This window comes from Devosia sp. Root685 (assembly GCF_001427875.1).
Classification (GTDB): Bacteria; Pseudomonadota; Alphaproteobacteria; order Rhizobiales; family Devosiaceae; genus Devosia.
Map to the genome: position 1 here is coordinate 318,367 of NZ_LMHK01000001.1, position 15,164 is coordinate 333,530.

The 15,164-nt window shown below is 61.4% G+C and carries 13 protein-coding genes; 6 read left to right on the forward strand and 7 right to left on the reverse strand.

What is annotated here, in order from left to right:
• Positions 1-108 precede the first annotated feature (108 nt).
• Together ASD83_RS01480 and ASD83_RS01485 are read left to right on the forward strand one after the other, a co-directional pair.
• Entirely contained in the window at positions 109-1,134 is a 1,026-nt protein-coding gene (locus tag ASD83_RS01480; RefSeq protein ID WP_056307261.1) for an NAD(P)/FAD-dependent oxidoreductase, read from the forward strand.
• Between the two features lie 185 nt (positions 1,135-1,319).
• Positions 1,320-1,643, forward strand: coding sequence for a 2Fe-2S iron-sulfur cluster-binding protein (locus ASD83_RS01485; RefSeq protein WP_056307263.1), 324 nt, complete (start codon positions 1,320-1,322; stop codon positions 1,641-1,643).
• 27 nt (positions 1,644-1,670) lie between these two features.
• Here ASD83_RS01485 and ASD83_RS01490 read toward each other — a convergent pair whose 3' ends face one another.
• On the reverse strand, positions 1,671-2,246 hold the full coding sequence (locus ASD83_RS01490; RefSeq protein WP_056307265.1) for an NADPH-dependent FMN reductase: 576 nt from the start codon (positions 2,244-2,246) through the stop codon (positions 1,671-1,673).
• Positions 2,247-2,342: 96 nt separating this feature from the next.
• On the opposite strand from ASD83_RS01490, the gene ASD83_RS01495 reads away from it, so the two are divergent.
• Positions 2,343-2,768: a winged helix-turn-helix transcriptional regulator gene (locus ASD83_RS01495; RefSeq protein ID WP_056307267.1), complete on the forward strand. Its 426-nt coding sequence runs from the start codon at positions 2,343-2,345 to the stop codon at positions 2,766-2,768.
• A 12-nt stretch (positions 2,769-2,780) separates the two neighbouring features.
• Here the strand turns inward: ASD83_RS01495 and ASD83_RS01500 are convergent, their stop codons facing one another.
• From ASD83_RS01500 to ASD83_RS01515, 4 genes are all read right to left on the reverse strand, one after another.
• The gene (locus ASD83_RS01500) at positions 2,781-3,797 is read right to left on the reverse strand and encodes a YcjF family protein (RefSeq protein WP_056307269.1); all 1,017 of its coding nucleotides are present in this window, start codon (positions 3,795-3,797) and stop codon (positions 2,781-2,783) included.
• Positions 3,794-5,245, reverse strand: coding sequence for a YcjX family protein (locus tag ASD83_RS01505; RefSeq protein ID WP_056307271.1), 1,452 nt, complete (start codon positions 5,243-5,245; stop codon positions 3,794-3,796). The genes ASD83_RS01500 and ASD83_RS01505 overlap by 4 nt, the downstream gene beginning before the upstream one ends.
• Before the next feature lie 95 nt (positions 5,246-5,340).
• A complete protein-coding gene (locus ASD83_RS01510; protein ID WP_056307273.1) occupies positions 5,341-6,252 on the reverse strand; it encodes a homoserine O-succinyltransferase in 912 nt (303 codons plus the stop codon).
• A gap of 66 nt (positions 6,253-6,318) precedes the next feature.
• Positions 6,319-7,185: a hypothetical protein gene (locus tag ASD83_RS01515; protein ID WP_056307275.1), complete on the reverse strand. Its 867-nt coding sequence runs from the start codon at positions 7,183-7,185 to the stop codon at positions 6,319-6,321.
• Between the two features lie 430 nt (positions 7,186-7,615).
• Here ASD83_RS01515 and ASD83_RS01520 point away from each other — a divergent pair, with 430 nt between their 5' ends.
• From ASD83_RS01520 to ASD83_RS01530, 3 genes are all read left to right on the forward strand, one after another.
• The gene (locus tag ASD83_RS01520; protein WP_056307277.1) at positions 7,616-9,733 is read left to right on the forward strand and encodes a flagellar hook-basal body complex protein; all 2,118 of its coding nucleotides are present in this window, start codon (positions 7,616-7,618) and stop codon (positions 9,731-9,733) included.
• A 215-nt stretch (positions 9,734-9,948) separates the two neighbouring features.
• On the forward strand, positions 9,949-11,811 hold the full coding sequence (gene flgK / locus ASD83_RS01525) for a flagellar hook-associated protein FlgK (RefSeq protein ID WP_056307279.1): 1,863 nt from the start codon (positions 9,949-9,951) through the stop codon (positions 11,809-11,811).
• Between the two features lie 14 nt (positions 11,812-11,825).
• Positions 11,826-14,042: a hypothetical protein gene (locus ASD83_RS01530; protein ID WP_056307281.1), complete on the forward strand. Its 2,217-nt coding sequence runs from the start codon at positions 11,826-11,828 to the stop codon at positions 14,040-14,042.
• 294 nt (positions 14,043-14,336) lie between these two features.
• On the opposite strand, the gene flaF is transcribed toward ASD83_RS01530, so the two are convergent.
• Both flaF and flbT read right to left on the reverse strand, forming a co-directional pair.
• Positions 14,337-14,678: a flagellar biosynthesis regulator FlaF gene (flaF, locus tag ASD83_RS01535; protein WP_200946441.1), complete on the reverse strand. Its 342-nt coding sequence runs from the start codon at positions 14,676-14,678 to the stop codon at positions 14,337-14,339.
• Positions 14,650-15,087: a flagellar biosynthesis repressor FlbT gene (flbT, locus tag ASD83_RS01540; RefSeq protein ID WP_056307285.1), complete on the reverse strand. Its 438-nt coding sequence runs from the start codon at positions 15,085-15,087 to the stop codon at positions 14,650-14,652. The genes flaF and flbT overlap by 29 nt, the downstream gene beginning before the upstream one ends.
• Between the last annotated feature and the right edge of the window lie 77 nt (positions 15,088-15,164).

Genomic DNA, 15,164 nt, shown 5'->3' on the forward strand with positions numbered 1-15,164 from the left:
CGCTGGTGACAGCGGCAGTTCCCATTCATCGAGCGGGGCAATGGGGCCCCGATGGGACCAATTTTTCCGGAGCCGCAGCGGCTCCGGTGTCGAACGGACTTTGAAAAAATGAGCACTGAGATCACCACCGACGTTGTCGTCATCGGCGCGGGCCCCTGCGGTCTGTTCGCGGCTTTCGAACTCGGGCTCCTCGATATCAAATGCCATTTCATCGACATTCTGGACCGGCAGGGCGGCCAGTGCGCCGAGCTTTATCCGGAAAAGCCGATCTATGACATTCCCGGCTTTCCAATGGTCACCGGCCAGCAGTTGACGGACAATCTGATGGCGCAGATCGCTCCATTTGCGCCGGAGTTTCATTTCTCGCGCATGGTCAATTCGATCGAGAAGCTGGAAGACGGCTCGTTCAAGCTGCAGACCGATGCCGACGAGACCTTCTACACCAAGGTCGTGGTGATTGCGGCCGGTGGCGGCTCGTTCCAGCCCAAGCGCCCGCCGGTGCCCGAGATCGAGCAGTTCGAAAACAAATCGGTCTTCTATGCCGTGCGCCGGATCGAAGATTTCCGCGGGCAGGACGTCGTCATCGTCGGCGGCGGTGACTCGGCGCTCGATTGGACGCTGAACCTGCAGCCGATCGTGCGCACGCTGACGCTGGTGCACCGTCGCGACGCTTTCAAGGCGGCGCCGGCTTCGGTCAACAAGATGAAAGAACTGGTTGCCGACGGTAAGGTCAACTTCCAGCTCGGCCAGATCGCCAAGCTCGATGGCGAAAACGGACAGATCAACCATGTGCACCTGACGACCGATGCCGGCGATCTCTCGATCCCCGCCACGCGCTTGCTGCCGTTCTTCGGTCTCACCATGAAGCTCGGTCCGGTCGCCGATTGGGGCCTTGAACTCAACGACAACACCATCGTCGTCGATACCGAGAAATTCCAGACCTCGGTGCCCGGCATTTTTGCCATCGGCGACATCAATTACTACCCCGGCAAACTCAAGCTGATCCTCTCGGGCTTCCATGAGGCCGCACTGATGGCCCAGGCCGCCAAGGCGATCATCTCGCCGGGTGAACGCGTGGTGTTCCAGTACACGACGAGTTCGACCAAGCTGCAGAAGAAGCTGGGTGTGGCGTAAGGGGCCATTTGCCCCAACGCGCCGCGTTGTCCAACCACCGCGTCATCCCCGCGAAAGCGGGGATCTCACTGGGCCCTTGTTGAGATTCCCGCTTTCGCGGGAATGACGCCGTGGCAAGAACGAATGTCCTACTTGCCTTGCCGCCTCATAGAAGGCTAAGCACGCCCCGCTGTTGAGGAGCGCCCATGAAGATCACCGTTACCGACCAGGCAGGCGAAGTGCACGAGCTCGAAGGGCTCGAAGGCTGGCGTGTGATGGAAGTCATTCGCGACTGGGGGCTGAATATCAAAGCCGAATGCGGCGGGGCGCTGAGCTGCGCCACCTGCCATTGCTACGTCGATTCCGAATGGCTGGACGCTGTTGGCGCGCCGAGCGATGAGGAAGAGGACATGCTCGACAGCGTGGGCGACGTGAAGTCGAACTCGCGGCTGTCGTGCCAGATTCTATGCTCCGATGCGCTCGATGGCCTTAAGCTGACCCTGGCGGGCAGTGCCTCCAAGGACACGTAGGCCGGCCCCAGAGGGCCGGCACTTCAGTTATTCAGCCGCGATCGCCGTTGCCTTGTCGATGCCATAGCGCTCGATGAAGGCGCTGAATGTTTGTACCCAGCCATTGAGAAAGGCGAGGGTCGTGTCGTCGGTCACTTCGAGATCGTCGGTGATCAGGCCCGGCTTCATGTTGAAGTAAACTTCCGGCTGCCCCATGACAAGCATGCCATAGATGGGCAGGACCGAGCGAAGATGGCCCTGTCCGGCAGCCGTGCCGGTGGTGCCGGGGGTGGCGCCGACAATGGCGGTCGGCATGTCTTTCCATGAACTCTGCGCATAGGGGCGCGAGGCCCAGTCGAGGGCATTTTTCAAGACGCCGGGAAACGAGCGGTTGTATTCCGGGGTCACGATCAGAGCGGCATCCGCGGCCTCGACCCGGCGCTTCAGGTCGGTCACGACGGAGGGCGGGTTCGCCCAGAGGTCGTTGTTATAGTGGGGCAGGCCTGCCAGATCGAGATAATCAAACTTCAGTTTGCCCTCGGCAAGCTTTTCCAGCGTCTGGGCAAACTGGCGATTGACCGAGTTGGCGCTCAGGCTGGCGACGAGAACAGCGACATTTTTCATTGGAACAAACCGTGGTATCTATTGGTAACTGACGCTATATGAGTGACTGTCCTGCCACGCGCAAGACCGCACTTTTTTGATACCTGAGGCACCAAAATGAAACCGATCGCCCACGAAATCACCAATGACTGCCGGCCCGTGGGTGAAATCCTCAACCAGATCGGCGGCAAGTGGACGGTTCTTATCATCAACGTGCTGAGCGGCGGGTCGATGCGGTTTTCCGAGATCAAGCGCGAGATTGGTGGCATCAGCCAGAAGGTGCTCACCGCCACGCTGCGCGATCTGGAAATGGACGGTTTTCTGACGCGGACGGTGACGCCTTCGATCCCGCCGCATGTCAGCTATGAGCTTACGGACCTGGGGCGCGACCTGCAGAAGCCTCTTCATGTGCTCGGGGCATGGGCCGTGAACAATCGCCCAAAGGTGCTCGAAGCGCGCGGCCGCTACTTTGCCGCGCATCCCGAGGCGATGCCGAAGCGCAAACCGCGGATCGCCTCGGCATTGCGGGTCGCCGCGGAATAGGCGCGGGCGCTTCTACGCGGCCTTGCCGGCGTCCTGCGTCACCTTCACCAGTTCGGGGATGAAATCTCGAACGGTTGGTTGTGGCAGCGTATCGAAGGGCAGGGGGCGAACCACCCGCATGGCGGCAATGCCGACGCGGACGGTCATCAACCCGTTGACCACGCCTTCGCCCAGCCGGGCCGACAGTTTTGCGGCGAGACCCTGGCCGATCAGTTGCTCCACCACGCCATCGGTGAGCACCAGGCCGCCGGTGACGGCAAGATGCGCCAGCACCGCGCCTGTGAGCCGCCAAAAGCCGAAAAAGCCCGGGCGGGCGCCGTAGAGCGCCGCAATGGCGCCAGCGAGCCGGATGCTTTCATAGATCACGAAGGCCACATCGATCAGCGCGCGCGGCGATACGGCCGTCACCAGCGCTACGCGGCGGGCGGACGCCGCCGTCAGCGCCTTGGCGCGGGCATCGAGCGGGGCCATCAGGCTACGTTCGGCGAGGGTAATGATTTCGTTGCCATCGAAAAGATGCGGCAGGTTGGTTTTCACCACTTCGCGGCTGCGCGCCATGTCGGGGCGATCGGCATAGATACCTTCAAGGCGCTCGGCGACATGATGGGCCAACTTCTGGTCATTGTCGCGATGGGCGTGCGCGGCATCGGCCTTGAGGGCGTCGAGGACGCGCAAGCGCCGAAGGGCGAAGATTTCCCGCGCCACGAGGGCCAGCACCGCGACGACGAAGGCACCGAGCACCCCCAGGCCTGCCCAGCCGAGCCATTCGTAGCGCGCGAAGAGATCGCGGATCAGCCGATCGGCCGCCAGCGCCAGACCGGCGGAAACGAGAATGCTGCCCGCTGTCCAAGCGATGCGGCCAATCCAGCCCATGCGTTTTGGCGGCGGGCCGACGAGGTTCAGGTCGGGATCAGGCTCGAAAGAAGTTTCGACGATCTCGGCCTCGGTGGGCGCAAAGGCACGGGGGATGCGGACGGGCGTCGCCGTCTCGTCCTCGGTCCTTGTGGGGCGGGCGATGGGGCGCTTCATGCCATCCAGTCTCCGATGAGATAATCGAGCGCGCGGTCGAAGCGAATATGCGGCAGCACCGCTTCGCCATCCGCATTGGCCTCGAGTTTTTGCGGCGGGGTGAAGCGCAGGAAGTTCAGCGCCACGGGCTGGCCATTCTCGAACAGTGAATCCGGACGTTCCGGCAAGTCACCGGGAAACAAGGCGATTTCGGTTTTGCCGTCATAGACCGTGCCGTCCAGTTCCTCGCCGGCCTGCGGCGTGCCGATCAGCGTCGGCAGCGTCTCGCCCCCTTCGCGGATCGTGCCTTCGCTGGTGGCGCGAATGGCGGCGAGGGCGAGAGATTTCGTTTCGGCCCCGGCAAAGCGCGCCCGCTTGCTGGCATTGCCGACCAGGCGATTGAGAATGGCTTCGAGCCGGTCATGACTTGTGTGATGCACATGATCCGCCTTGGTCGCGGCGAACAGAATGCGGTCGATGCGGCGGCTGAAGGGGCGGAGCAGGGGATTGGCCTCGCCCTGGCGGAAACAGCCGAGAACGGCTGTCAGCGCGGTTTCGAGGTCGGCGACGGCGGCGGGGCCGGTATTCAGCGCCCGCAGCGTATCGACCAGCACCACCTGCCGGTCGAGCCGGGCAAAGTGATCGCGGAAAAAGGGGCGGATCACCTGCGCCTTATAGGCCTCATAGCGGTTTTCCAGCATGGCATAGAGGCTATTGCCGCGGATTGGTTTTTCCGGCCGCGGCAATGGCGCGAATGTCAGGGCGGGCGAGCCTTCGAGGTCCCCCGGCAGCAGGAAACGGCCCGGTGGCAGGGTGGACAGCGCGCCATGCTCGCGGCTGCGGCGCAGATAGGTGGTGAAGGCCGAGGCCAGCCGTTCGGCATCGGGATCGTTCGCGTCTTTTAGCACATCGGTGCTGTCCAGTTCGGACAGGAAAGTCGCCGCCTCATCCGCATGTCCCGGCTGCCGCGCGCGCTCCAGCGCTTCTGCGCTCCATTCGGCAAAACTCTTGCCGAGCAGCGGAAGGTCGAGGAGCCATTCGCCTGGATAGTCGACGATGTCGAGATTGAGCGTGGCCGGGCCCGAAAATCCGGCCCACCATTTGGCCGACTGGAATTTCAACACGATCCGGAGCTGCGAAATCCGCCGGGTGCTTTCCGGCCAGGTCGCCGTTTTCCCCGTCAGCGCCGCCATATGCTGCTCATAGGCAAAGCGCGGAATGGTCGCGTCCGGATATTCCGCCAGCTTTGCGCCGATGAACCGGCCTTCGGCCAGCGGCGAAAAGCCGGGCAGGCGGCCCTGCGTGAGGAGGTTATGGATCAGCGCGGTAATAAAGATGGTCTTGCCAGCCCGGCTGAGGCCGGTCACGCCCAGCCGCAGGGTCGGGGTGAGAACGCCCGTGGCGCTGTCGGCAAGGTTGGACAGGGCAATGCCCAACTCGTCAGTAATCGTGGTGGGCGGTTGCGGCAAAGCTCATTTCCCCATGCGTCCCTGCAAGTTAGGGACTGGGGGGCCGTTTGCAAGGGCGAAGGCGGCGCGACGCTGACGCACCGCCTCGCAAAGTGTTATGGCCTGCCGATCTCGCTGAGATCGTAGGGCGTCGTTTGGTAGATCTCGTTGATCCAGTTCTGGAACAGCAGATGGGCGTGGCTGCGCCAGCGGTTTTCCGGTTCGGCTGACGTATCGCCGTTGGGGAAAAGATTGGCGGGCGCCACTGGGTCGAGCCCGGCTTTGACATCGCGCTCATATTCATCGGCCAGCGAGCGGTTGTCATATTCGAGGTGATTGAGGAAATAGACCGACTTTCCGGCCTTTTCGCCAAGCATGCAAAGGCCGATATCGCTATCGACAAGCACTTCGAGATCATCCCCGACGCTGGCGCGGTCGATATCGTTATAGCGCGAGACCGGGATCATCGGGCTATCCGACAGGCCACGGAGGAATGGCGAGCGCGCGTTGACGATGCGATGGCGGTAGACGCCAAAGGCCTTCTCGTCCATGCGATAGCGCTTTACGCCGTGGAAATGGTGTAGGGCGGCCTGTGCGCCCCAGCAAATGAACATGGTGTGGTGCACATTGGTGCGCGTCCACGCCATGATTTCCAGCATCTCGTTCCAGTAGCGCACATCCTCGAACGGAATATGGGCGATGGGGGCGCCGGTGACGATAAAGCCGTCGAACTTGCGTTCCTTCACCTCTTCCCAGGTGTGGTAGAACGTCTTCAGATAGTCTTCGGACGTGTGCTTGGACTGGTGTTCGGTGATGCGCACGAGCGAGAGGTTGATCTGGAGCGGCGTGGCCCCGATCAGCCGCGAAAACTGCGTCTCGGTGCGCTCCTTGTTCGGCATCAGGTTCAAAAGGCCGAATTCGAGCGGGCGAATATCCTGCCGCGAGGCGCGGCTGGTATCCATGACGTTGACACCCTCGTCTTCGAGGATTTTGCGGGCAGGCAGATTGTCGGGAATGCGAATAGGCATGTGAGCCTCTAGAAGGGCAAAGAAAAGCGGAGTTCAGGCATGTGGCGCGTCCCCTTGGGGCACGCGCTAACGCATTCGCTTTTCGATGGCGGCGGCGACCAGATCGACGAATTCGTCTCCGTCGCGCACCATGGCCAGGTCCGAAGCCTCGACCGTATAGCCAAAATTGTCGGCCAGCGCCTGATAGCGCGGCAGGCGATTGTGCAGCAGCGCCTCAAACCCCCAAGCGCCGAACTGTGCCGGGTCAACGTCGTCGTCTGCGCTGATGTTGTTCATCTTTTTGAACTCGGCCCATTTCTCGACGAGGAAGGAGGGCCGGTAATACATCGGCTTGGGGCTCTGCTTGAAGCGGCGCACCAGTTCGTCCGTGTCCTTGTCGGTGCCGCGAATATAGAGCAGCAGCGTATTGTCCGCGAGCGCCTTCACCACAGGGTCTTCGGCGTTCTCATGGTCGATGACCTCGATCAGCGAGCCGCCGGTATCGGCGATGAAGTCATCGTAACCATAGAGCGTCTTGGCGCGCTCGATGAAGTGGCGGACATCGAGCAAGGCGGAAATCTCAGCCACACGATGCTGTTCCTGCCGGCGCTGATATTCGCTGAGCGGCAGGCCGCCGAGCTTTGGATCGCCGGGCGTGCCGAGATAGCTCGAAAGCGGGTCGAGATTGTCGAAGGTGATGTTGGACGAGATATAGATCGAGTCCGAGCGCAAGAGCTGCGCCAGGAACGGCACCTTCATGGCCTCGGCCTTGAAATTATCGACGATGAACTCGCCCATGTGGCGCGTGCCGATGCGATAATCGACCGAGTAGTGGAACCAGCGGTTCTTTCGCAAGAGGTTCGACAGCCGTGTTTTGCCCACGCCAGCCATGCCGAAAACCGTGATGGCACGGCGCTGCGCATTGATGAACTGGTCGGGCGTTTCAAACAGCATGTTTCTGGCTTCTCAAGTCGGGCAGGCTTTAGAGCAATACCCGTATTTACACAAGGTTGTGCAGGTATTTGCGCGGCCTTGCGGTCCATTTCAGGTTTGAACCGTGGCCCCACAGTATCCCTCATGGTGAGGTGCGCAACGCAGTGGAGCCTCGAACCACGAGGACGTGCCCCGATGCTGCAACGCCACGCCCCCGTGGTTCGAGGCTTTGCTGGCGCAAAGCACCTCACCATGAGGGCCACGAGGCAACGGCGCGAAGGCGGCATTTTTTTCCATACGCCGCGCCCTTTTCTGCCGACCGGCAGGGTGGGTGGCTCTCTCCAGAGTCCAAAACACTAGTTAATTCATATGGTTAACAAGTTGGCATTGCCCTTGCATTGCTTAGGGCAAACAGGCGCTTGCCTCGTCTTTTGGGGAACTGGAGTTTTAAATGGGTATTTTTGGCGCTCTTCAAAGTGCGGTGTCCGGCCTCAAGGCCCAGTCGCATGCGATGGAGAACATTTCGGGCAATATCGCCAATTCGCAGACGATTGGCTACAAGCGGATCGACACCAGCTTTGTCGATATGATCCCCGACGCGCCCGTCAAGCAGCAGATTGCCGGCGCGGTCTCCTCCTATTCGCGCTCGATGAATACGCTGCGCGGCGACATCCAGAACGCCGAAACCGAAACCTACATGGCCCTCAACGGCAATGGCTTCTTCGTTACCGAAAAGGCCGATGGTTCGGGCGGTACTTTCTATACACGCCGCGGTGACTTCGACATCGATCGCAATGGTTACCTCGTCAACGGCGCAGGCTACCGCCTGACCGGCCTTGATATGGAGAATGGCGTCGTGACCGGTTCGGTCGCCCAGGCGGTCAAGATCGACAACGCCTTCCTGCCGGCCAAGCGCTCGACCACCATCAACTACCAGCTCAACCTGCCGCAGACGCCGAAGACGGCGACCTATGTCTCGACGACGCCGGGCAGCGAACTGCTGAAGCCCTGGAGCTATTCGGGCGACGTGCAGGGTTCGCCCGTCGCGCCCAAGATTACCGGTACGCCGGTCGCGCCGACCACCATCCCGGCCTATGGCTACGGCAATATCGTGACTGGCTCGGCGTTGGCCTCGACGTTGGTAGGCTTTGGCAACACTCTCGACGTCAACATTAACGGCGTTCCCACCACCTTTACGTTCGATACGACTGGCCTTGGTGGCGCAACGGATGTGGACGCAACTGGCACTGTGGCTGATATGCTTGCCGATATGCAGGCTCAGCTGCAAGCTGTTGCTGGTCAGGGCACTGCCAAGGTTGGCATCAAGGACGGGCGCGTTTTCGTTCAGTTGGCGCAGGGCAACACGGATCCGATGTCCTTTACTGGCACCCCTGCGGGTCTCCTGGGCTTGAGCTCGGTCACCTCCGCCGTCACCACCGGCAACGTCACTGCCGCCAATATGCCGGCCGACCTGATGGGCATTCATGGCCAGCAGCTGGAAATCACCGTCGGCGGTGTCACCCGCAAGTATATGCTCGATGCGACCGGCACGCTGACGGCCGGCTCGGGCATCGTCAAGGTCGATGCGACCGGCACGCTCAAGGAAATGCTCGACGTTATCCAGGCCGATCTGCGCGCTTATGGTGGCCCAGGCGCCAGCGGTGCGACCGCCGCGTGGGATCCTACCGGCGGCCTCGTCGTTGACTTCCCGGGCAATTATCGCTCCGACGTCAATATTGCCGGTCCGGCCGCGACGACGCTTGGTATCGCGCAGTCCGTCGCCGCCTCGACCGGCACGCTCTCCACTGTCTCCGCTGCCAATTCCGAACTTTTCGTCAAGGAATCCATCTCCGGCGGCGGCATCACGGTCTATTCGCAGACCGGCGAGCCGGTGAACGTGCAGATCCGCTGGGCCAAGGTTTCGGACGAGGCTGGCATTGCCACCTGGAGCATGTTCTACGCCTCGGACTCCGCGCCGGGCGCCACCAATGCCTGGACCAAGTTGGCTGACTACACCTTCGACGAAGGCGTGCTCTCGGGTGTGGCCGGTGGTTCCGGGGTTACTGTCAGCGGCACCGAACGTCTGGCGATCAGCAACCTCACGGTCAATGGCCGCAGCTTCGGCTCGCTCACCATGGATCACGGCCTCAAGGGCATGACCCAGTTCGCCGATAATTCGGGCATGGCTTCCACCACCAAGTTCACGCAGGACGGGTACGGCGCTGGCGAGTTCATCTCGGTTGGCGTGTCCGACGAAGGCCAGGTGATCGCATCCTACACCAACGGCGAAACCCGTGCCGTGGCGCAGATCATCACTGCCAGCTTCTCCAATCCTAATGCCCTAAAGCGCGGCGATGGCGGCACCTACACGGCCACCACCGAATCCGGCGAGCCGATCATCAACCAGTCGGGCGAAGGCATCGTGGGTTCGTCCACCGAAGCTTCCAACACTGACATCTCGGAAGAGTTCACCAAGCTGATCGTCACCCAGCAGGCCTATTCGGCCAATACCAAGATCGTGACCGCAGCCGACGAGATGCTCAAGCAAGCTCTCAGCATGATCCGCTGAGGCCCCGAAATGCTTTTGGAATGCGGCACATCTACCTACCGGCCTTTCGGGCTGTCTGGCCGGTTAATGCCCTGCCTGGGCGGGGAGAACCGCAGCATTCCCTTTTTATCCATGGTCCCGGCGCATGCGCCGGGACTCGCCATTTCTCAGATTCGCCGTGTCTTCGGCCTGGCCACTAGTGCCTTGCAGAGGTTCGGCGCCAAAGGAGACCCGCTATGGGTTTGACGGTTGCAATCGGGAATGCGCTTTCCGGCCTCAAGGCCAGCCAAACGGCGCTGGAAGTCATTTCCCGCAATATCTCGAATGCCGGCACGCCCGGCTATCACAAGCAGACGCTCAACGTCGTCGAAGTCGGCCGCGGCGACAATTCCTATGTCCGCGCCGGCAATGTGAACCGGGCCTTCGACTCCATCCTGCAGAATTACTACACCAAGCAGGTGCCGGAGACGGCCTATTCGGTGACGCGCGCCACCTTTATGGATCGCATGCAGACCGCGCTCGGTAAGCCGGGCAGCCCCGGTTCGCTCGACACGATGCTCGGCAAGTTGCAGACGTCGCTCGATGCATTGGGCACGAGCCCGGACAATTATGCGACCCGCGCCGATGTGGTGACCAAGGCCACCGACATGGCCAATACGCTGAACCGGCTGTCGCAGGAAGTGCAGGGGATGCGCCGCGAGGCCGAGACCCGCATGGCCTCGACCGTCGATCAGGTCAATTCCATGCTCACCTCGCTGCGCGATGTGAACCTGGTGCTGGCCGACTATGGCGTCGACCAGAACACGCGCAATAGCCTGCTCGATCAGCGCGATCGTCTCGTCTCCGGTCTGTCGGAAACGATGGACCTTCGGGTCGACTATAATCCCGACGGCACCGTGCGCCTCGCTACGCGCTCCGGTGCCTCGCTGCTCGACGTAAAGCCCTCGCTGCTGGTTTTCGAACAGGCCGGCTCGCTGACCCCGACCACCGAGTTCAACGTCGATGACGCCAAGAATGGCGTTGGCAAGCTCATCATCGAGACGCCGAACGGCACCCGCATCGACCTGATCAAGGACGGCGCGATCCGCTCGGGCACCCTCGGCGCCCTGATCGAACTGCGCGATACGACCCTGCAGGACGCGCAGCGCCAGCTTGACGACATTGCCGCGGCCCTCGCTCAGGTCTTCTCGTCGGTGAAAGAAGCCGGCACGGCCGTCGCCGGTCCGCCGTCGGGCTTCGACATGGATCTCTCCAAGCTCCAGGATGGTGACGATTTCACCGTCAAGTACCGGGGCAATGATGGCGTCGAGCGCACCGCAAAGGTCGTTCGCGTCGATGATCCGGCAAAACTGCCGCTGACCAGCCCCGATAGTTTCGGCAATCAGGTCGTCGGCGTGCGCTTTGCCGGCAATGGTGTCGCCGGCAGCGTCGACATGTCCTACATCACCAGCGTGCTCAACTCGTCGCTGACGGTCGGTCCGACCTTCTCGGGCACGGGTTCGACGCTGGAAGTGCGCGCCAACGGCAACGGCACGCCGATCAATGCCTCGACCCGCTGGACCGCCACCGACCTGCAGGGCGGCCAGCTCGGTATGCCGCTCTTCCTCGATGCCGAAGGCAAGCCCTTCACCAATTCGCTGGCCGGAAATGGTCAGCGTCTCGGCTTTGCCGGTCGCATCGTCATCAATCCCGCCGTCGTCGCCGACAATACGCTCCTGGTCAATTACAACGCGACCACGGCTTCGGGCGACAACAAGCGCGCCGAATACATCACCGAGCAGTTCAACTCCATGCGGTTCGGGTCGAACTCCATGGTGGGTGCCAAGAATGGCGGTTTCCGCCTCTCCGGTTCCCTTACCGACATGATCTCGCAGGTGATGGAATATCAGGGCAGTACCATCCAGACGGCACTGTCCGCGAGCCAGACCAATAGCCAGACGCTCGATGCCATCACCTCGCGCATGGAAGAGAGCTACGGCGTCGATATCAACGAGGAAGTTGCCCGGCTGATGGAGTTGCAAAACGCCTATGCCGCCAATGCCCGCGTTGCCTCGGTTGTGCAGGAATTGCTCGACACCCTCATGCAGTCGTTCAAGTAAGGGGCCGCGTTCAGATGCTGATCAATAAATCCATGTATCCGGTCAAGGCGGGCTATAGCGCCATCTCGACCATGCAGAACCAACTCGGCAAGCTCCAGACCCAACTCGGGTCTGGAGAAAAGGCGCAGACCCTGGCCGAAATGGGCTTTGACCGCTCCGTGTCGCTCGCGACGCGCAACCGGCTGACCAAGCTCGATTCCTTTGCCGCCAATATCAACACGGTCAACCTCCGGCTCAACTTCCTCGACCAGGGCTTTACCTCTCTCGCCAAGCTCAAGTCGGAAACCCGGACTTCGGCGACGCCGACCAGCTATGGCGAGAACAATCTCACCATGGTGAGCTTGCAGAAAGACTCGCAGAACCGCCTGTCGCAGCTGCTCGAAACGCTGAACCTCAGCGTCGCCGGCCGCTATCTCATGGGCGGCAACAAGACCGACAGCGCGCCGGTCGCCACCTATGATCAGATCATGCACGGCGAGGGCACGGCCCAAGGTTATCTCGGCGTTGCCGAAGAACGCCGTAAGGCCGATCTTGGTGCTGACTCCGCCGACACCCTCGGCAATGTCGGCCTGCCGCGCTCGACCGTACTTGGCCCGTGGAAGAACAAGCTGGTCGTCTCGTCGTCCGAGTTCGAACGGTTCGGCTACAAGATCATGTCGATCTCGGGCAATTCAGCCACGACTCAGACGTCCGGCCCGACGGCCGACCCGCTGGCGCCCACCGTACAGGTCTCGACCCAGCCCGCCGATGGCGACGTCGTCACCTTCAACATGACCCGCCGCGATGGCACGACGCAGACCTTTACGGCCAAGGCCGTCGCCCCGCCGACGGTGCCGAACGACAGTGCCACGCCGCCGGAATATTCCATCGGCGCCACGCTCGAAGATACCGCCGGTAATCTCGAAGGGCTGATGGGCCAGAAGCTCGGCAATCTCGAGAACTTCAAGATAATCAGCTCCTCGGATGCGGATGTGAAGGTGATCTCGTATTCGGACGGGATGGAATCCGTGTCGGTCACGTTCGGCAAGCAACCGGCCGATGGCGAAATGCTCACCATCGGCGTCAAGAACGGCGATGGCGTGACCCAGGACTTCCAGTTCAAGGCTGTCACCGGTACACCGGATCCGCTGGCGACCAATCCGCGCGAATACCAGATCGGCGTCAATCGTGAGGAATCGCTCAAGAATCTCCAGGGCGCGATCGAGACCAGTATCGGCGCGCTCGATGCACCTTTGAAGACGGGCCGCCTGACCGCGGGCACCATGGCGGCGCCCAACGACACCACCGTGCGTCTCGAAGAGCAGTCCCCGCCGACCATCTTCGGCTACAAGCTTGCTTCGGCTTCGACCACCAGCAGCCAGATCAATGTCAGCGCCGTGGCCGGCAATCCGGCCAATATGAGCGTTGAGTTCATGGGCAACCCGCGCGCCGGCGAGTCCGTGACCATCAACCTCAAGATGCCCGATGGCACCAGCACCCCTATCGTGCTGCAGGCCGTCGATCGGCAACCGGTCAATGGCCAGTTCGTCATCGGTGCCACGCCCGAGGAAACCACGGCGAATTTCGAAGCGGCCCTTAAACTCAAGCTCGACCAGACCAGCAAGACCGAACTGGTTGCGGCCTCGAGCTATGCCGCGGCCGACGACTTCTTCACCACCGACGGGGTGGCGCGCCGTATCGATGTGTCGGGCGGCAATCCTGAAACCGCGACGGTTTTTGCGGCACCCAACACCCGTGAGACCGTCAAGTGGTATACCGGCGAAGTCGGTACGACAGGCGATAATCCACGCCTCTCGGCAACTGCCCAGGTCGATGATTCTACCAAGGTCGGCTACGGCGTCCGCGCCAATGAAACCGGCCTTCGTGAGCTGGTGAAGACGCTGGCCGCCATGAGTTCGCAGGAATACGACATCAACGACACGACTTCGAAGGCGCGCTTCAGCGCCATGGTCGAGCGGCAGATGGCGACGACCTCGAGCGCCACGGCGACCAACAAGGGCTCGATCGAGCAGATCGGCCTCGAACTGGGCGTGGTTCGAGCCACGACGGGCGGCGCAGCGGCCCGTAACACAGCCGCTGCCGGTCAACTCGAAACGCTGCTGAGCGAAGTCGAGACGGTGAGCATGGAAGAAACGGTAATGCAGCTCCTGGCGCTCAAGACGCGCCTTGAGGCGAGCTACCAGACGACGGCAACGGTCGCCAATCTGAGCCTCGTCAACTACCTCAAATAGACGCCAGAAGGCATCGCAAGGGGCCAGAAGGCCGAAACGAATACGGGGCGCGAAAGTGCCCCGTTTTGTTTTTGGGGTGAGCTTTTCATGAGGTTCTTTCGCCCACCGCTGTCACCCCTGCGAAGGCCGGGGTGACATGATTGGCCGGGATGGGGTTCGTCGCTCAAGAACTGGCCTCTAACCCTTGGCGCCATCGCCTGGAGGCTTCGCACTATCGGCAAACAAAAAGGCCCCCGGTTATTTCCGGAGGCTCTTGTCATCGCATCTAGGCGAACTTGTCGGCGCTGGCCTTATTCAGGCTTCTTCTTTGCCACGCAGGCCGGCAGCGAGCTGACGGTTGATATTGATCAGCGGCAGGAGCTTGGCCTGGCTAGGCTCCATGTGAAGCTCGCGCGTCTCGTTCATGACGAACAGACCCAGATTGGCAATGTTCTGGCGAACCTGAGGAGGAAGCGGGTTGTCTTCACGGGTAACCGAGGTGAGGAAGATATTCCAGATGCGGCGGTTATAGAGCAGGGCCTCTTCGAGGGTGTCCTGCTTCAGTTCCCAGGCGTCGTGGATAAGCTGGAGATTGGCAGCTGCGCGTGACAGCAGATTGGCTTCACGATCACGCGGCGCTTCCGTTTTGCGGGCCACCTGTTGGTATGCCTGCGCTCCCTGATGGTACATTTGCAAGAAGGTCCTGTTCGTACTGAATTAACTTGCGGGCTGCCTTGAGAGCTTTGTACAGCTGGCCGGTTAAAATCTCGTTGTTGATCCCATTTATGAGAGAAATCATTGAGGGAGCAGCATGGATTATGTCGTTGACAAGACGGAAGTATTCGTCGCGCAAACGCGCCGTGTCGTCCTCGAGATACATCAGTTGCACGGCCAGGTAGATGCGCTTTGCGGGCGTGTCGGCCGTAGTGATCGTCAGGATATCCTTTTCGCGCAGGATAGGCGCCTTGCCGTCGATAAAGAGCCGTGTCCGCTGGTCGGAATTGGTGATGATGCACTGCCCGATGATGAGACGTTCGCCGGGCTTGAGTTCGACTTTCAGGGACATGGGCTCTGGTTTCCTATTCTGGGAATGCCGCCGCTCGTCTGGCGGGCTTAGGGATGGATAGCAGTCGCGGCCGATGG